Annotated in this window: 19 protein-coding genes; 10 read left to right on the top strand and 9 right to left on the bottom strand. The window is 48.0% G+C overall.

Annotated elements, in window-relative coordinates; all coding sequences use genetic code 11:
* Positions 1-37: 37 nt before the first annotated feature.
* The 4 genes from MKY97_RS06100 to MKY97_RS06085 form a co-directional block, all read right to left on the bottom strand.
* Entirely contained in the window at positions 38-607 is a 570-nt protein-coding gene (locus MKY97_RS06100; RefSeq protein WP_342556255.1) for an NADPH-dependent FMN reductase, read from the bottom strand.
* A 249-nt stretch (positions 608-856) separates the two neighbouring features.
* Positions 857-1,642, bottom strand: coding sequence for a response regulator transcription factor (locus MKY97_RS06095; protein WP_342554597.1), 786 nt, complete (start codon positions 1,640-1,642; stop codon positions 857-859).
* 19 nt (positions 1,643-1,661) lie between these two features.
* Positions 1,662-3,335: a GAF domain-containing sensor histidine kinase gene (locus tag MKY97_RS06090; protein ID WP_342554596.1), complete on the bottom strand. Its 1,674-nt coding sequence runs from the start codon at positions 3,333-3,335 to the stop codon at positions 1,662-1,664.
* Positions 3,336-3,431: 96 nt separating this feature from the next.
* Positions 3,432-3,914 (bottom strand): ArpU family phage packaging/lysis transcriptional regulator, encoded by a 483-nt coding sequence (locus tag MKY97_RS06085; protein ID WP_342556254.1) that lies wholly within the window; start codon positions 3,912-3,914, stop codon positions 3,432-3,434.
* A gap of 714 nt (positions 3,915-4,628) precedes the next feature.
* Here MKY97_RS06085 and MKY97_RS06080 point away from each other — a divergent pair.
* From MKY97_RS06080 to MKY97_RS06070, 3 genes are all read left to right on the top strand, one after another.
* On the top strand, positions 4,629-5,072 hold the full coding sequence (locus tag MKY97_RS06080; protein WP_342556253.1) for a helix-turn-helix domain-containing protein: 444 nt from the start codon (positions 4,629-4,631) through the stop codon (positions 5,070-5,072).
* Positions 5,073-5,117: 45 nt separating this feature from the next.
* Entirely contained in the window at positions 5,118-5,534 is a 417-nt protein-coding gene (locus tag MKY97_RS06075) for an ImmA/IrrE family metallo-endopeptidase (RefSeq protein WP_342554595.1), read from the top strand.
* Between the two features lie 176 nt (positions 5,535-5,710).
* A complete protein-coding gene (locus tag MKY97_RS06070; RefSeq protein WP_342554594.1) occupies positions 5,711-7,534 on the top strand; it encodes a 5'-nucleotidase C-terminal domain-containing protein in 1,824 nt (607 codons plus the stop codon).
* Positions 7,535-8,113: 579 nt separating this feature from the next.
* Here the strand turns inward: MKY97_RS06070 and MKY97_RS06065 are convergent.
* Positions 8,114-9,850: a proline--tRNA ligase gene (locus tag MKY97_RS06065; protein ID WP_342554593.1), complete on the bottom strand. Its 1,737-nt coding sequence runs from the start codon at positions 9,848-9,850 to the stop codon at positions 8,114-8,116.
* Positions 9,851-10,383: 533 nt separating this feature from the next.
* Between MKY97_RS06065 and MKY97_RS06060 the strand changes: the two genes are divergently transcribed.
* Entirely contained in the window at positions 10,384-11,058 is a 675-nt protein-coding gene (locus MKY97_RS06060; RefSeq protein WP_342554592.1) for a 3'-5' exonuclease, read from the top strand.
* Between the two features lie 27 nt (positions 11,059-11,085).
* Here the strand turns inward: MKY97_RS06060 and MKY97_RS06055 are convergent, their stop codons facing one another.
* The 3 genes from MKY97_RS06055 to MKY97_RS06045 all read right to left on the bottom strand — a co-directional run bounded on the left by MKY97_RS06055 (position 11,086) and on the right by MKY97_RS06045 (position 13,293).
* Positions 11,086-12,057, bottom strand: coding sequence for a WYL domain-containing protein (locus tag MKY97_RS06055; RefSeq protein WP_342554591.1), 972 nt, complete (start codon positions 12,055-12,057; stop codon positions 11,086-11,088).
* A gap of 156 nt (positions 12,058-12,213) precedes the next feature.
* The gene (locus MKY97_RS06050) at positions 12,214-12,918 is read right to left on the bottom strand and encodes a hypothetical protein (protein WP_342554590.1); all 705 of its coding nucleotides are present in this window, start codon (positions 12,916-12,918) and stop codon (positions 12,214-12,216) included.
* Positions 12,919-13,125: 207 nt separating this feature from the next.
* Complete coding sequence (locus MKY97_RS06045; RefSeq protein ID WP_342554589.1) at positions 13,126-13,293, bottom strand: hypothetical protein; 168 nt, start codon at positions 13,291-13,293, stop codon at positions 13,126-13,128.
* Positions 13,294-13,623: 330 nt separating this feature from the next.
* Between MKY97_RS06045 and MKY97_RS06040 the strand changes: the two genes are divergently transcribed.
* The 6 genes from MKY97_RS06040 to queF all read left to right on the top strand — a co-directional run bounded on the left by MKY97_RS06040 (position 13,624) and on the right by queF (position 17,811).
* A complete protein-coding gene (locus tag MKY97_RS06040) occupies positions 13,624-14,079 on the top strand; it encodes a hypothetical protein (protein ID WP_342554588.1) in 456 nt (151 codons plus the stop codon).
* Positions 14,080-14,097: 18 nt separating this feature from the next.
* Positions 14,098-14,802 (top strand): AIM24 family protein, encoded by a 705-nt coding sequence (locus MKY97_RS06035; RefSeq protein WP_342554587.1) that lies wholly within the window; start codon positions 14,098-14,100, stop codon positions 14,800-14,802.
* A gap of 375 nt (positions 14,803-15,177) precedes the next feature.
* Positions 15,178-15,867, top strand: a complete 690-nt coding sequence (queC, locus tag MKY97_RS06030; RefSeq protein WP_342556252.1) for a 7-cyano-7-deazaguanine synthase QueC — start codon at positions 15,178-15,180, stop codon at positions 15,865-15,867.
* Positions 15,867-16,358, top strand: coding sequence for a 6-carboxytetrahydropterin synthase QueD (gene queD / locus MKY97_RS06025; RefSeq protein WP_342556251.1), 492 nt, complete (start codon positions 15,867-15,869; stop codon positions 16,356-16,358). Before queC ends, queD begins: the two co-directional genes overlap by 1 nt.
* Positions 16,359-16,431: 73 nt before the next feature.
* Positions 16,432-17,142 carry a 7-carboxy-7-deazaguanine synthase QueE gene (gene queE, locus MKY97_RS06020; RefSeq protein ID WP_342556250.1) on the top strand — a complete coding sequence of 237 codons (711 nt, stop codon included), beginning with the start codon at positions 16,432-16,434 and terminating at the stop codon, positions 17,140-17,142.
* A gap of 177 nt (positions 17,143-17,319) precedes the next feature.
* On the top strand, positions 17,320-17,811 hold the full coding sequence (queF, locus tag MKY97_RS06015; protein WP_342554586.1) for a preQ(1) synthase: 492 nt from the start codon (positions 17,320-17,322) through the stop codon (positions 17,809-17,811).
* A 317-nt stretch (positions 17,812-18,128) separates the two neighbouring features.
* On the opposite strand, the gene MKY97_RS06010 is transcribed toward queF, so the two are convergent.
* A complete protein-coding gene (locus MKY97_RS06010; protein ID WP_342554585.1) occupies positions 18,129-18,245 on the bottom strand; it encodes a putative holin-like toxin in 117 nt (38 codons plus the stop codon).
* Positions 18,246-18,523: the final 278 nt, after the last annotated feature.

Raw genomic sequence — 18,523 nt, 5'->3', positions numbered from 1 at the left:
AAAATGAGTGATGGTCGGCTTGTCATTCCGAGCTGCTCTACAGTGCCTTCTTTGCGGCCGTTAACGTCTGAGCCAGATTCAAAAATGAACCCAGCACTCGCTGTACCCTGTCCTCGACATCCTGGCTTCCCTCGAATTCCTCGTATCCATCCAGAGCTGCTTCAAAGCGTCTGCGCTGTGCTCCCCCGATGGAGATCCATTCCGGGGCATTGATACCGTGCAGATTGCGAACCATCGTCTGCATCTGGGTAAGCGAGCTTACGCCCACTGCTCCTCCGGCAGAGCTGATCGACAGAACCGGTTTACCACTGAAATGTGCCTGACTGAGATGGTCCAGCGCATTTTTAAGCACACCGCTGATACTGCCGTGGTACTCCGGGCTGGATAAAATAACAGCATCTGCTGCAAGCATCAAGGCATTCAAAGCAGCCAAATGCTCGTCTGTATCCTGTTTTTCATCCGGAGCGTAGAACGGCAGCGGTTTTTCATATAGATTAAACAAGTTGGCTTCATGCCCCTGTGCTCGAATAATCTCTGCTGCATATTCACCCAAACGTGTGCTGGTTGCGTTTTTTCGATTGCTGCCTGCCAAAATTACGATATTCATGTCTTTGTTCATGTCATTCACTCTCCTGTGTTTTAGTTCGAACCGAATGTGTTGGTATACTCCCGAATTCTCCTGCCGCTTCAGTTTGGACTGTTCTGATCTTCATCCTGTCTTTATCCTTATTTTACCTTGTATGTATGGCCGAATTCGTCAGCTAATGGACTTAACTTCCGCACAAAAAAACTCAACCTTTCGGTTGAGTTCATACGACTTTAGTCTGAGTTTGTCTGAATTTGGCGGCTGCTTCGCTCACAGTTCCCAGCCATTCCGGACAGCATGAAGTGCTGCCTGTGTGCGGTCTGCCAAGCCTAACTTATCCAGTAGATGACTGACATGTGTTTTTACCGTTTTTTCCGTAATGACAAGTCGAACTGCAATCTCCTTATTGCTCAGTCCTTGGGTGAGCAGTCCCAGCACTTCCCGTTCACGGCGAGTGAGTACACTCAGGCCAGTCTTTGACAATTCGGACAACTCGCCTGTTTCGCTCCATTGACTTGACTTACTTGATCCGCTGTTTTGAACAGCCTGCGGGACCGTCTCTTGATCTAAACGCGGTAGAGAAGCTGCACTGTTTCCATCTTGTGCTGCGCACAGAGACTCGGACAGCGTATCCATAGACGCCATAACATGCATCAATTGACCTGCGGCCGCCGGATGAAGTTCGACCTGGCCTGAATATACATTTCGAATCGCGGTGGCTAAATCCTCCGGTTCAATATCTTTGAGCAGATAACCCTTCACGCCTGCACGAACAGCAGGAACAACATGATCCTGGTCCGAGAAGGAAGTCAGCACGATGATCCGTGTATCGGGCAGCAGGCTGCGCAGGTGTCTGGCTGTTTCGATCCCATCCATAACGGGCATGTGAAGGTCCATCAGCACCACGTCTGGCTGCAGCTCCTGCGCTAGTGCCAAAGCCTCCTGTCCATTGGACGCTTCACCAACCACCTTCATATCCTGCTGTGTTTTCAGAAAAACATGCAGGCCCCGTCTGACCATCGCGTGATCATCGGCAAGTAAAATTGTAATCGGCATTGCTGCCAACCTCCTGACTTTATTCAGATTCATATGGAAGTGGTATGACTGCCGTTACGGTTGTTCCTTTCTGTGAAGAACTCCATATTTCCAGCCTGCCGCCCAGCGATTGTGCACGCTCTCTCATGATGGATAAGCCCAGTGAGTTTTCAGAGGATGGTTTACGCCGTTTGGCGCCCCCCTTTCCCCGATCCGAGATCGTGAGCTTCGCTTCGTGTTCATTACACTCAAGTAGAATGTTTGCGGTAGACACTTCTGCGTGCTTTCGAATATTGTTAAGCGCCTCTTGACCGATACGCCATAACCCTTCTTCCATGACACGCGGAATAGAGCGTATCCCTATTCGGTCAGCGACCACTTGGAGCCCCTGTTTGGCCCCATACTCCTGCAGTGCACTCAGCAGCCCGGCCTCCAGTCCAGCTGGACGAAGCTGCATAATAAGCGCACGCATTTCCTTGAGCGCCTCCTGAGATAAAGCTCGTATATCTTTCATGGCTTCGGCTGCCGGATGCCTCGGCTCCGTGCCGGACAGCATACTTTCTGCACCTCTCGCCGTCAACGATAAGGAGAACAAAATCTGATTGACCGAATCATGCAGGTCCCGGGCAAGCCGATTCCGTTCTTCAAGCCTTGCCAATTCACGTCTGTGATCTGCAAGCTTCAAGCTCTCTCGCGCAGCGATAATGTGCTCGGCCAAAGCCTCCATCACTTCGCTGTCTGCTCTGATCAGACCCAGGGATCGTGTCCCTGTGCCAATAACCAGCACACCAGATTCCTCTGGTGAAGGGTAGGGCAGCGGTACACCAATTCCGGTTCCAAGCTGTCTCGAATTCAGTTCAAGTTGATCCGGGCCGAATATGTCAACCAGTTCATCTGCTGTCAGCACGCCTGCACGATAATGATCAATGATACGATCCATAAGACGTGTCCCTTCCAATGAAAAGGGGGCTACTGCACCCATGCTTACGTGACCATCCGCATAAACTGCCTGTATATGAAATCTTTCATCCGTCTGTTTAATCAGTGCAGCAAACGGCCAGTCAAAATGTTTTCCCAGCAGCCTTACCACCGTGCCAGGCAATGCATCTGTCTCTGTGCATTCATTGACTGTAAGACTTAGTGCTGCACCGAAATCCCCCAGTCTGGCATACAGCTGAGCCCGGCGCTGCTCTGCACGATACAGCCGCATCCGCTCCATCGCACTGCCGATCTGATAGGCAACCGCCTGTAGAAGTGCCAACTCGCTATCGCTAAAATGCACCTTGTCAGGCGCAGCCACATTAAGCAGTCCCAGCATCTGTTCGCCCGAACGCAGCGGAACTGTGGCATGGTGGGTAATATCGGATGTATCCCCCCACTTGAACTCCACCGCATCCTCCAAGCGCTTGCAGTTAATGATGTTAACCGCGTACTGCAGCCTGCCATCCCGGAAACGATTGACACACCAGCATGTCCCTGTACGCATCGGCTCTTTGTCATTTCGCATCAATGCCGGAGGCAGATTATAATCCGAGACACAGGTATATTCTCCGCGTTCGTCGATCAGAAAAAGCCAGCCTGCAGATAACCCGGTCAGTTCAAGTAATTTGCCAACAACCGTATCCAGCATCAGGCTGAGATCATTGGAGGTATTCAACGTTTCCGCAATGGTCTTCAGCGTTGCCATCTCCTGCATTCCAACCTCTTCCGGCATAACTTCCTCCCTTCCGCTGCTGTACACCGTAATTTTGTCCCAACTATTGTAACCAATCCCCCGGCGATATTAAAGCTTCAACTTTGAGCCGAAAGCTCAGCCGAGCTTTTGCCGCTCTTTTCTCTTCAATGATAAAGGTTCCATATTAATCAGCCCGCGATCAGACAAGGCCAGCGCCATTTTATAGAAAGCACGCGTTCGAATTTTGGTGTACGTATCCTTGCTTACCGGTGGATCAAAGACATGGTTATATATTTTATAGTCAAACACATCATCGTCCTTCATATACCGCTCCGTCACAAGCACACGTTCTTTTTCGCTGAGCCTGGACACGATATGGTCCATTGTCTCGCAGTAAGCCTGACGTGCACGCTGCACATCCACATTAAAGATTGCAGTTCTTGCCGTGGAATCACTGGTCACATTGACAGTACCATGCAAACGTTCCGTGTAACTTGCCGTTACCTGCACCTCTCGTTCTTCAAACGCAATTGTTTTGTAGATCCGATACTTTTCCAATGCAGCTTCAACGGCTGCCTGCGTTTTGCGACGGTCCAATTCCGGTAACATCAATTCCATATTTGCCATATCGTTATGCCCTCCTGTTATATGTTCGGTTATATCTCCCAAAATGATGACGACTTATCTCTATCTTTTAGTGTAGACAGATTCCTGATTCATAGAATGGCTGCTTACCTCAAACCCCAACAATCGTTTCCTTACTTAAGGTACCTATGCTGCCTTTTGGATTTGATTATTATTTACATTTTGTTCGTATGTTGTTCGCATTTCTACTAGAGGATACCACTTTCTGGAGATTGAAGTAAACCTTCATTTTGGATCGTTTAGGCGATAAAATAAAACCTACGCTCTCATTTTCTATACCTTTTGGCATAATTGTTTCGTATCCCTTTACCTAATGGTATATATACGATATAGTACAGATAATTACTGAACTCGTATAAGTCATTTGTTTTTTATAAAGAAGTCCAAGGCGCTGGGAATGACTCAAGCGTTGGCATGGCGTGCAAACGTAGTGCAGGAGGCGGAATCAATTCTGAAGAAGCGAAGCGTTCGCCTAAAAGCTTTCTGTAAGAAAGCTTCTTCGGAAGCATACGCTTATCCCCGGATTTCTCCCTTTAAGGAGAAGATGATATGGAATCCGGGGATAACAGCGATCGAAAGAATGATCCGCATCCGGAACGGGCAGGTTTGCAGACAGTCCCCATGAGCAGTTACAGCAGACCTCTTTATAATCACAAGCATTTATAACGAGTCGAAGGAGATGGCATAATTGTGGAGCACGCTTTTGGTCCTTATATGAAGCAGCTGCGAGAGCAGCAGGGATTCAGCATCAACCAGCTAGCCGAAGCAGCCGGAATAAGCAATTCCCAGATTTCACGTATTGAAAATGGTGTGCGCGGCGTACCCAAACCAGCGACCATCCGCAAAATTGCCGATGCCCTGGCTGTACCTTATACGGATATGATGAAACAGGCGGGATACATCGAAACAGGCAGTGAAGAAGCCGATCAGGATGTTCCGGAATGGGCGACGTACAAAGACAGGCGGGATTTCAAAAAAATGCTGGAAGATGAAGACGACCTGATGTTTGACGGCATTCCGCTGGATGAAGAGGACAAGAAACGAATCAAGGACGTGCTGACAGGTTTGTTCTGGGAAGCAAAGCAGATGAACAAACGCAAAAAGCCAGGCGAATCGGACCAGCGCCCATGAGGCCAAGACGCGAGTTCAACTTACTGAAACTGCAGGTGAGATCATATGGATGACATCGTAACCAAGCTGATTCGAAAACACCGGACCAATTGTCCGTTCAGCATTGCCCGTGCTGTAGGCATACAGATTCGTTTTGCCAATCTCGGCAGCTCTACCAAAGGGCTGTATTTCCGCAAACTTCGCCGCAGATTTATCGTGATACACAATGATTTACCGCCCGAATGGCAGCGATTTGTATGTGCGCATGAACTGGGTCATGACAGGCTGCACAAAGGCATTAACCGTTTCTTTCTGGAGGAGCATTCCTACTTTGCCCCAGGCAAGCTGGAGAGGCAGGCTAATCGATTTGCCATTCAATTGTTGACGGCCGGAATTGTTCCCGAGCGGGACGAATCCCTTGAGAAATTTTGTCTGCGCACCGGACTGCCGCGTGAAGCGCAGCATTTTTTTTACACGTTTTAAGAACATATGTTCCTTAAAAACACTTTGGCTGTATGTTCAAACAGCAGATTAATATGTCACTTTCAGGTTACTTATTTTTACGTAAATCACGAGATTTCCTTAGGGTAGTCTGTTAAAATACTACGTGAGCTGTGTAAACGCTCTAATAGATTACTATTTTGGGAGGTATCGGATTCATGAAAAACTGGAATCACATTGTTTCACTTCTGCTAACGGTTTGCTTACTGTTCAGCAGTGTAGGCATTGCGGCAGCAGCAGATTCCGCTCCAGGCACAGGCAAACATATTACGATCCTACATACGAATGACATGCATGCTCGTGCAGTTGAGCAATCCCCTGCCATGGGGTTCGCCAAAACTGCGGGCATCGTGGACAACTATCGCAGTAAAAATCCAAACACGCTCCTGCTGGATGCAGGCGATGCCGTACACGGCACCACTTTTGCCACACTTGTCAGAGGTGAGAGCATCGTAAAGGTCATGAACGAAATCGGCTATCAAGCGATCGTACCCGGTAACCATGAGTTCAACTATGGCTCCGATCGTCTCGTTGAACTGGCAAACATGATGAACTTCCCTATGCTCAGCGCGAATGTGAAGAAAAAAGATGGAACTCGTCTCTTCGAGCCCTACCTTATTAAAGAAGTAGATGGTGTGAAGGTCGGAATTATCGCCCTGACCACCCCGGAAACGATGTACAAAACAAACCCTAAAAATGTAGAAGGTTTGCAGATAACAGATCCTTCAGCTGAAGCCAAAACACTTGTGAATGAAATTCGCGGTAAAGTGGATGTTGTCGTGGTGCTTGGACACCTTGGACAAGATGCTTCCAGTACCGATACCAGCTTCAAAGTTGTCAAAGAGGTGCCCGGCATCGATGTTTTCATTGATGGACACAGTCATACGGTACTGAAGGACGGCCTTGTATCAGATCACGGCACATTGATCGCAAGTGCAGGTGAATACACGAACTATGTAGGTGTCATTGACCTGTGGGTAGACGGCGGCAAAGTTACGAAGAAAACGGCAGCGTTAATCGACGAAACCAAAGCCAAAGAAATCAAACCAAACGAGAAGGTTGCAGCTCTCGTAAGCTCCATTCAAAAAGAACAAGAACCCATCCTGAAAGAAGAAGTAGCGAATACCGCTGTTCTGCTGGATGGTAAACGTGAACAAGTACGTGCAGGCGAAACCAACCTGGGCGATCTGCTGGCGGATGCAATCCGTGATGTCAGCAAAGCCGATATCGCTTTGACCAACGGCGGCGGAATCCGTTCTTCGATTGAAAAAGGCATCGTGACCAAAGGTGATGTTATTACGGTTCTTCCTTTTGGCAATCAAGTGGTGACCCTTGATGTAAAAGGCGCCGATGTCCTTGCAGCATTGGAAAACGGTGTGGGTTCTTACCCTGAACCAAGCGGTGGATTCCCGCAGGTGTCCGGAATCACATTCAAAATTGATGCAGCGGCTCCAGAAGGCAGTCGTGTGCACTCCGTTATGATTGGTGATAAAGCTCTTGACCCGGCAGCAACCTATACACTGGCAACCAATGATTTTACAGCTGTCGGTGGCGATGAGTACACGATGTTTGCCAAATATCCGACAACCGGGATGTACGGTGCGCTGGATGAAGCGTTGATCAACTACATGCAGAAGCTTGGCGCAGTGGATATGCAAACCGATGGCCGCATCAGCGAAGGCAGCAAATCCGCTGCCCAGCCGGAAGAAACACCAATAACTGAAATTCCAGCTCCTGTTCCAACACCTGAACCAACGAAACCTCAACCAGAGAAACCAAAACCCGAGAAACCTGTTAAGCCAGCGCCAGGTAAACCAACTCCAGCCCCTGCTAAACTGCATATTGTAAAATCAGGAGAATCTCTCTACTCGATCTCCAAACAATATGGAACAACTTGGCAGGCACTGCAGAAGTTGAATAAAATCAAAAATCCGCACCGAATCTATCCAGGTCAAACTTTGAAATTGCCAGCTGCTTCTTAATTCAAGCCACTTCAACTGAACCAGAAAAGGGAGTCCCTCACCAGAAAAAACTGGCGGAGGGACTCCCTTTCGTTTCGTTCATGTTGTGTAGAACAGCGGTGGTAGTATCGTGGTAACATCGATTCTGCAGCGCAGACCGTCCAGATTGCAGACAAACTCAAAAATAAATCTCCTGCAACCAGCTTGCGTCTCGAATCATGATGTTTCCAACATGCTGAACTAGAACAGATTGGACTTCAATATCCGTATCTATGCGATTTGTCGTACAGATGAGGTATATCAGCTTTTAAGCAGGCTTTGCATACTTACACCAAAAATGTATCGAACAGTCAATCTGGTCCCTGCTTTATGAGCAAAAAGATGAACTAACCTATTCTTTCAGTTCGTTTGTAGTCGCTTGGTCTGATAATGTTCTGAAAATACACCCTTTTCTACTTCTGGAGTCCTCATTTTCTGGATAACCCCATGCGTATACACCTGCTGTATAACAATCGACATCATATTCAGTCCTATTATATATATCTATGTTATCTTTCAGGCCATACCACTGTTCCGCACTTCTCTCACGCCGTATACAAACTAAACTCGCCGGATTTGATCCGTGACATATTGAACCGCTTCCTGTGCTGTCATATGGACACGCTTCGTTTCACCTGAAGAAGCCAGCATATGAGATCCCAGCTCAACCTGCGCTTCAGCAGCACCTCTGCCGACGACAATATGTATCGGCAGTCCGATTAACTCGGCATCCTTGAATTTTACGCCCGGGCGTTCGTCCCGATCATCAACCAGCACGCGGAAACCGTAATCCAGCAGCTGCTGTTCGAGTTCAAGAACAAGCTTCTGCTGATGCTCATCCTTCCAGCTTACCGGAATGAGATGCACATCATAAGGCGCAGTCGATACAGGCCACTGAATGCCCTGCTCTGTCGCGTACTGTTCAGCGATCGCTGCCATCAAACGGGATACACCTATGCCATAACATCCCATTACAGGCGCACATTGACGGCCATTCCGGTCCAGGAAAGAGGCTCCCATGGCGTCACTGTACTTCGTGCCCAATTTGAAAATGTGCCCGACCTCAATTCCTTTAGTGAATACAAGAGATTCACCACAAGAGTCACAGCAATCCCCTGCAGCAGCAAAGCGGATGCGTTCGACTTGATTCAGAGCAAAATCGACGCCTGGACGTACGCCTGATAAATGCATGCCAACTTCATTAGCTCCGGTTACTGCCTGTTTCATAGCAGCCACATCCGCATCCACAACCATTCGCAGTCCAAGTCCTACAGGGCCAAGGTAACCAACGGCGAGATTGGGATGTGAGGCAATCGCTGCATCATCAGCCAAAACCAGCTCTTCTGCTCCAAGTGCCTGCTTCAGGGCGATGTCATTTATTTCATGATCTCCGCGAACAAGCGCTGCAGTAAGCTGACCATCAGCGAGATAGAGCAGTGTCTTGATCATGGTCTCTGCCTTTTGACCGAGGAATAAACTTAATTCCGCAATCGTGCGAACATCTGGTGTCGCGATGCGCTGTACTCCCGCATGAACACCTGCTTCTTGCTCTTCCGTAAGGGCTTCGGACCGGGCTGGACGATAAGCCGCTTTCTCCAGGTTTGCAGCGTAACCACAATGTTTACACGTCACAATGGTATCCTCACCTACATCGGCCAAAGCCATGAACTCATGTGTTTCCCCTTGTCCGCCAATCGTTCCCGCATCCGCCTCCACCCGGATGTATTCCAATCCGCAGCGTTCCAGTATACGGCAGTACGCTGTATTCATGGCTTGATAGGTTCGGTCCAGTTCATTCCAATCCGCTGCAAAGGAATAGGCATCCTTCATGATAAACTCTCGCCCGCGCAGCAGACCAAAACGCGGCCGGCGCTCATCCCTGAACTTGGTGCCGATCTGATATACCGTAAATGGCAGCTTACGGTACGAGTTGATCTCGTCACGAGCTAAAGCTGTAACCACTTCCTCATGGGTTGGTCCAAGTGCAAACTCCCTTGAATGCCGGTCCTTCAGACGCATGAGCTCCGGGCCGTACTGTGTGTATCTGCCAGACTCCTCCCACAATTCGGCGGGCTGCATAATAGGGAGCAGCACCTCCTGACATCCTGCGCGGTCCATTTCTTCCCGAACGATCCGTTCCACGTTCAGAAGCACACGCCGTCCGAGCGGTAGATAACTGTATACACCGGCTGCCAATTGGCGAATCATGCCCGATCGCAGCAGCCAGCGGTGCCCTGCCGCATCAGCCTCTGCAGGTGCTTCACGTAACGTTGGAATAAACATTTCACTTTGGCGCATCTCTACACACTCCTCGTTTCATCTGATTGCAAACATCTGAAAATATCAGTCCTTAAACAGCAAAAAGACACATTCATCAAGGGACGAATGTGTCGTGGTACCACCCTTATTTAACTGCACACGATCCGTAAACGCGTAAAATTACACAGGTTCCGGCTGCAGTCCTATGAGGCATAACGGGCCCTTCCGGCGCAGGCTGCATCCCTTATTCTGCAAAGGCATTCTCCTGCGCAGCTGGCGAGGTAGGAATTATGCAGCAGCAGCAGGAATGTTGCACCGATCCATTCCCTCTCTGTTGAAGCCAGCTTACATAATTATGTCCTCGATATACGCTGTTCTCATTTTTGATCACATTAGAACATTTACAAGCACTTGTCAACAAATCATGTTCTTAACAATCCTTAAAACAATTCCATAACAATGGCTGACATGGCTCAACGTTCACTGTAAAATAGAGAAATGAAATAACATTTCAGGATCGAAAATACAGATCCCGAATGAAACTTGTACTCTTCATAAAAGGAGTTTATCTTATGCCATATATTATATATGATCTTGAATTCACAGTAAGCCGCAATACGCGCTATTCTTCTGAAATTATTGATATCGGTGCCGTCAAAGTGAACGAGGACCCTGCGGCTGGCCTTGTAGTCACTGATACCTTCCATACGTATGTCCGCCCTTCGAATAAATCTGTCCTGTCCACCGACACCGTACAGTTCACAGGCATTACCCAAAAAGACATTGACGCTGCCCCATTGTTTCCGGCCGCGCTCAGTCAGTTTATCGACTGGATGGGCACCGAACCTTATTATATGTGTTCATGGGGACCGGACGACCGCAGTAAGCTCATCTCCCATTGCCGTACACACCAGCTCGATGTATCCTGGATCACCAATCATAATGACCTGCAGCAGCAGTGGTCACGGGCCATGCGCAAAGAAGGAAAGTTCCGGCAGCTCGGGCTTGCCCAAGCTCTTGAACTCTGTGGAATCGAGTTTGATGGTACACAGCACCGTGCTCTGGATGATGCCATTAATACGGCCAAAGTGTTTATCCATCAGTTTGATCAGTTCAAGCTGGAAAACAACTGTGCAGCCGATGATGAAGGCACAGCCTCCAAAGTGGTTTATTCGAGCGCTGCCGATGATGAAGAAAAAGAATCACCATTTGGCAATCTGGCCGATCTGTTCAAAGGCAAGGTTTAGTGCGGCCTAGGGAACCATATATTCCGATTATCTTTGGTTGTATACCTGCTGCCAGCGTTCCAGTCGTTCCTGCATGAGGACTCGGCAGTGCTCCGGTTCGAGAATTTCAGCCTCTGGTCCATACTTGGATATCCATGCGAGCATTTCCTCAATATCACTAAATGCAGCTTCAAACAGCAGGGTTCCTTCGGGCTCTATGGTTAGAATGGGACGTACAAAAAAGCTTTCCTGCATTACGCGTTCGACGACAAGGGAAGAAAATCGGATTTTAACAGCGTCTCCCTCCGTGATCCCTTTCGTGATCCAGGGAGCACGGAAATAAGACTGGATCAAATAATCATTTTTGCGGAAGGTACGCGGCATCATTCGTAAGTCATGCATTCGGTTTACCTGGAATGTCTTCATTCTTTCGGACAGGTGACAATAGGCTAACAGATCAAATTGATATTCCCGAGGAATCAGACAGTAAGGATCAATCCGAATCTCTCTCATCTCTCCATGATACAGATAATTCCCTTCAATGCTGTTTTGCGAAATTCCGGCTTGAAGCAGCGTAAGAAGGGAATGATTCGGTTCATGTCCGTCATTTTTCTGCCAGGCCGCTGCTCCTTCTTTGAACATTTCTCTGATCTGCTCAGACCATTCCACCCGCTCGGTCTTGTTTTTCTGACTTGATGCTACCACCTTCTCATAGGCACTCTCAAAAGCTGGCTTTAACAGTGGACGTATATGTTCCATAACGTCGGCAAGATGCATGAAAGCTTGCGCTTCCTCGTCAGTCCAATTGAGCGGATACATGGCAAAATGGCTGATAAACATGTACCCTCTTCCATGTCCCATGTTAGCGATCGGAATATGCATTGCGCTGAGGGCCTCCATGTCGCGGTATATCGTCCTTTCCGTCGTCTCGCATCGCTCGGCAAGCTCCCGGGCAAGAATGCCTGGCTTGGCTTGTACCAGCGTAATAATGCGCATTAATCGGATTAGTCGGTCTGTCATTTTGCCGGGCCCTCCATGATGTTGTTTCAATTCGTGTGATACAGCTCCATCCTCGACTGAGATAGTATTGATATATACATTCGACTTATTGTTTGACTTCACCTTCAAAAAATATGTAAACTCGTCCTCTTAAAACTGCACTCATTCGACTCCGTTTTATTCGCCTAACACTGCACTTTCACGATTTCTGTAACCGGTTGTAAATGTAATCCCATAGTGATAACGAAGCTTCTCAACCATTTCAGCTTCTGTGTAATAATCCAGATCCTGTTTGCGTGCAGCTTCGATCAGCAGTGCATCTGCATGACGGCGCAGCAGGTCACTGCCCTCCTCGATCCGGCCTCGTTCATAGGCACGCAGCGCTTGTTTAAGAAGTGGTACCGTTTCGTTCAGCTTTATCGTCTTCTCTACTTTTGGGTCCTCTGGCTGCCGAAGCATGCCCAGATGACTTGTGTACTGAATGTAGAGCTGTTCCCTGCGGAGAAGTACACGCTGGCTCTGCTTCAGTTTGCGTGTGCTCCAATAGGCAGAACATACAGCAGCTTTACCAGAGACATGAGGGCCCACGGAGAATTCCAGCAGGATCTGCTTACTCTCTCCTTTGTAAACGTCACCAAGCCTGAGTACCCAACCTATATCCGTTTCTTTGGACCGGCATCCATAGATGCCTTTAAGTTGAACTCCATGTTCCGGTTTGAGCAAGAGCTCTAAATCTCTCGACAAAATTTTGGGTGCTATTTTCCTAAGTCTTTTGGCAGGGGCTCCGTAACGCCACTCTATCATCATATATACGGGATCGGCTCCCCCTGTCGGTATGGCCTCTTTATTCCACGAATAAGATACTTCAAAGACTGAGTTCACTGGTAGTCTCTCCCCCGATTTATGTGTATTATCTTCTAAGTTATCAGGGTGAATGGACACTATATTGTCACGGAACATATGTTCTCATTACTTTTTTCCATTATATTAGTTTTATCTCCCTTGATCCGCCTAGAAGCGACAATAAACGACGAAAAAGCCTGGCTGTTAGCCAAGCTTTCCCCGCTCTTCTCTATGACAAGTCCCAACTTATACGGCAGAATGATCAATCTCCATTTTGTGCATGTATTGGGTACTGTCCGTTTCAGAAACAGGTGCATAAGTTACACTGTCAATAATCAGTTTGCGTCCGACTGGCTCGCCATTTACGGTAATCATAATCGTCTTCGTTGCTGTGGTCTGGTTGGATACGTACATATTATTCTACTCCTTCGTTTCACGATATTTATTTCAATCGAATGTATTGGGTTAAGGCATTATATTGCATATTTGTGAACAGGATATACGCGGAACGGAAGTCCAAGATTATGTTTTGATCTGTTCAAGGTGCAGCTATCCTTGTATTACCCGATGATTTTTACAATTAAACATTTGTTTTTTCAATCTTTTCGAGTGATTTCGGGTAATAAAACATCATCATCTTGAACCCATTCTCCCGATTATGACGTATAATGTAAGAGCCGTAATTCAACAAAAGACGACGAATTCGGCGATGAATTAATCTTACCGAAGAAAGAGGTGTACCTTATGCCAAAATCCGTTCAGGGTTATTTCATTCGGGTGTTTGTCACCACATGTATTCTGTTTACCGTCACATTCGTTTCGACTACAAATGCAGCGAGTGCCAATATATTTTCGGATATTTATAGCGGATGGGAGCGCGTGTCAGAACTGCCTGGAGAAGTGAATGCTCTACAGGAAAGCTACAAGCAGACGCTGGAGCAGTTAAATCAAACCTCCGCTCAATTGGGACAAGCCCAGGCCAATGTCGAAGCATTCAAGGCTCAAAATGATCAGCTCCTCGCCCAGAACCAAAAGCTGACGGAAATGGTCAGTAAACTGCAGAATGATCAGGATGCCAGAACAGCCACCGCACAGCGAATTCAAACGATGGTCATTACTGTCGCTGCTCTCATATTAGGTTACTTCCTATTGATTCGCGTGATGCGCTGGGGAATGCGCCGCAGATCCGGCCGATTATAAAAGAACAGGAGCAACTGCATGCAAATACATCTAAATCATGCTGAAAATGGCGGAGTCGGGCAGGTAGTCACATTTTCGCTAATCCAGGATGACCGCCTTCATATTTTGCATCCGCAGCAAATCGTCGCTTTTCGCGGGCCCAGCAGCGCCAGACAGGATAAATTGTTGAACATTTCGGGCATATATCGCAAAAAAAAGCTGATCAAATCCGAAATTACCGGTCCATGCCAGTTTGTCGCTGCCCTTCCTCCCGGATTTACTATGAAAGAAGTGGAGCTTACCGAGCACAGTGATCTGCTCTACGATTTTCGCCATTTGTTTTTTTACTCTGACGGTATCACGATGCAGACCAAAATTCAGAAAATTAAAAATATGCTGATTACCCGAGATGCTGTGAAGATGAAGTTTTCAGGTAAAGGCAGAATCGGCTTGCTGACACAGGGCCACGTATGTCAGCAAGAACTGCATCCCACTGCCCCGCTTTATGTCGATGCCGGGAGTATCATTGCCTACCCTGAGAATGCTCATCTAGAATTAACCGTATATGGAAATAATCTGGCAAGCCAGCATATGAACTATCATTGGAAAATGACGGGGCAGGGTTCAGTGCTTTTTCAAGCCGGACGGGAAAACCACAAGCTGCAGCAGGATATGAACGACGAAGGGTTGTTCAAACGTATACTTAAAGAAGTTATCCCTTTCGGCAATGTCATTATTAAATAAACCGGGATTGAAACTCCATATGCCGATCGGGCAGTGATGTGGTATACTGTTCCCGGACAATTAAAGAAGAAAATCCATGCCTATGGCATGGGAGAGGTTCGCGAACTCCCTCTACAAGACTTGACCTGCATAGGGTCGCTGCAGTCTTGCGTACAGATTTCGGTGGTTACATATAAACTTCACAAGCTAATGCTGTTTATATGCTGACACCGTGTACGTAAAAAACTAAGGACACTTGCTTATTACCGTTTTTTGAAGCGGTTATTAAGAAGGTGTGTTTTTTGATGGATGCCAGTTCATGAACTTCTCTGTTCTTCCGACATTCCCTGCTTCGCTGCAGGGGTGATCTCAAGAAGATGGAGAGGTTTTTTTATGTTGAACAAAGAAAAAGCAGTCGTTGTATTCAGCGGCGGACAGGACAGTACAACTTGTTTGTTCTGGGCGAAACAACAATTCGCCGAAGTTGAAGTGGTTACGTTTGATTACGGACAGCGTCACAAGCTGGAGATTGAATGTGCAGCTGCCATTGCGAAGGATCTGGGTGTGCAGCAGACCGTACTGGATATGAGCTTGCTTAACCAGCTCGCACCAAACGCTCTCACACGTTCCGATGTGGAAATTACGCATGAAGAAGGCGAGCTGCCCAGCACATTTGTTGACGGAAGGAACTTACTGTTCCTCAGCTTTGCCGCCATTATGGCGAAACAAAAAGGGGCTCGTCACCTGGTTACAGGTGTATGCGAGACTGACTTCAGCGGATATCCCGATTGCCGGGATTCGTTTGTGAAGTCGATGAATGTGACCCTTAATCTGTCGATGGATTATCCATTCGTCATTCACACTCCGCTGATGTGGCTGGACAAAGCCCAGACGTGGAAAATGGCCGATGAACTGGGTGCTTTCGATTATGTGCGTGAACGTACGCTGACCTGTTATAACGGTGTCATCGGTGATGGATGCGGTGAATGCCCTGCCTGCAAGCTGCGTAAAGCCGGGCTGGATCGTTATGTACAGGAACGTACAGCCGCTCGTACTACAGCACCTTCCACTGGAGCAGATGCATGATGAGAGAGCCTGGAACATTTCGAATCGTTGAACGGCTGCAGCGCATCGACCAGGATATTCTGCCCACCCAGCTGAGATATCATCGCAAACGGGTACTGGTCAGCAAAGAGTTTACTTTTGATGCGGCGCATCATCTGCATTGTTATGAAGGCAAGTGCAAAAACCTGCACGGCCATACGTATAAAGTGGTTTTTGGCATTAGCGGTTATCCGGGTGAAACCGGGCTGACGGTTGATTTTGGACATATCAAGGACATCTGGAAAAGCCGGATTGAAGGTTATCTGGATCATCAATATTTGAACGAAACCCTGCCTCTGATGAATACGACAGCTGAAAATATGGTTGTCTGGCTGTTTGAACAGATGGAACACGCTTTACAATCGGAGCCTTATGCCGGGCTCACGGACGGCGCCCGCACCGAATTTGTGCGCCTCTTCGAAACACCAACCAGTTATGCCGAGGCAAGACGGGAGTGGATGATCGATGCGTAGTGTACAGAACGAACCGGGGTCGAATCTCCTTGCCGTACCGCCAGTCCGCGCCGGGGAAGCACGTATCCCTGTCATGGAGGTTTTTGGTCCGACGGTTCAAGGCGAAGGCATGGTGATCGGACAAAAAACGATGTTTGTTCGCACCGCGGGCTGCGATTATCGCTGCTCCTGGTGCGACTCGGCCTTTACCTGGGACGGCAGCGGCAAGGACCAGATCCGCATGCTCACGCCGGAGGCGGTATGGGATGAACTGCGCCGCCTGGGCGGCACGCGTTTCTCCCATGTGACCCTCTCCGGCGGCAACCCCGCCCTGTTGGCTTCGCTGGGCGGGCTGGTTGCCCTGCTGCGGGAGAACGGCGTCCGCACCGCGGTCGAAACGCAGGGCTCCCGCTGGCAGTCATGGCTGGCGGACATTGACGAAGTCACGGTCTCGCCCAAGCCGCCCAGTTCGGGCATGGACACCGACTGGTCCGTGCTGGATGATGTGATCGGCCGTCTGGACGCTGGCCCGGCCGATCGAAGTCACAGTCTGAAGATCGTGATCTTCGATCAGGCAGACTTAGATTATGCCCGCCGTGTGCATACACGATATCCGGGCACATCTTTATTTTTACAAACCGGGAACCCCGATGTTTCCTCTGTGGATACACCAGATCTGGCCGCTTCCCTGCTGACCCGTTATGAGTGGTTGATTGATCAAGTAAGTGCCTCGGACGATCTGAATAATGTTCGCGTGCTGCCGCAGCTGCATACACTCGTATGGGGTAACAAACGCGGTGTTTAATCCGCTCGCCGCTCTATAGGGCTGGGGTGAAAAGCTCGCGAGTCGGAAGAGGAAGCTTGAAACTTTCGATCAAACACGTTAAAGAAGAGACACAGGCCGTTTTGCCTGTTCGATATAACAAAAATATACTGTACAAGGCCCAAGGCTTATGATGGATAAGAGGAGCGTTCGTAAACGATGAGACAACCTGAAGAGATGCAAGATGTGACATTACTGGGTAACCAGCATGTAAAGTATACGTTTGAGTATGATCCGGGTATTTTGGAGAGCTTTGATAACAAGCATCCGTACCGTGATTATTTTGTAAAATTCAACTGCCCGGAGTTCACCAGCCTGTGCCCGATTACGGGTCAGCCCGACTTTGCAACGATTTATATAAGCTATATTCCCGATATCAAAATGGTTGAAAGCAAGTCGCTCAAGCTCTACCTGTTCAGCTTCCGTAATCATGGGGATTTCCACGAGGACTGCGTGAACATTATCATGAACGACCTGATCAAGCTGATGGACCCGCGCTTCATTGAAGTCTGGGGCAAATTCACCCCACGCGGCGGCATCTCTATCGACCCGTACACCAACTACGGCAAACCGGGAACCAAATACGAACAGATGGCTGAGCACCGCATGATGAACCATGATATGAACCCGGAGACGATTGATAATCGGTAATTTGAATCAATAAATACTCATAAAAGCGGGACTCTTCAAGGATGAAGCAGTCCTGTTTCTACGGTTTGAAACGATGAATTCCGACTTATCTGTACAATGATTTTAACGTTTAACCTTGAAGAAATGAGTACAAAACAGATCAAAAATCAGCATTGTACAGTGGAGTTTTGGGAAATGTTGTGATAAACTGTAGTCAATAAGGACAATATAAAAAGAGTAAGGATGCGTCAACATCCTCACTCTTTTACAACAGTCGCTTTCAAGGGCGGTGGCTGTAACCGGTAATCGAAATAGACCATTACCTTAGTCGGGGCGGTCTATTTCTTTTTGTTTTGATTATTCAATGCAACGACGATCGTTACGATCAGTCCAATCAAGGTTACGATAACCCCCGCAAAACTGATCATCAGCGTCAGTACATCTTTAATCTCCACAGGCATCACCTCCTTACACAGGAGACTAGCCGACCGCCTATTCAAGCCATTCTGTTTGTTGTAACATATTATACCATATGGTCCAACCCGTGGACATCCACTTAGAACAAACCTATAAGGTTGTTTTCATTGGAATATTGAAGGCCGCATTAAGTAAAAATCTGCATATCCGATTTGTCTGATGGTCTGATTTGTACGTACATAGCTTATACAATGATATTAAAATCTCCACTACCATTTCTCTTCTGTTCCCCTTGTCGCTTCTTGCAATCTATCCT

The organism is Paenibacillus sp. FSL R7-0652 (assembly GCF_038595045.1).
GTDB lineage: Bacteria > Bacillota > Bacilli > Paenibacillales > Paenibacillaceae > Paenibacillus.
The sequence above is the reverse complement of the archived record's forward strand: the minus strand, read 5'-3'. Positions and strand labels throughout refer to the sequence as shown.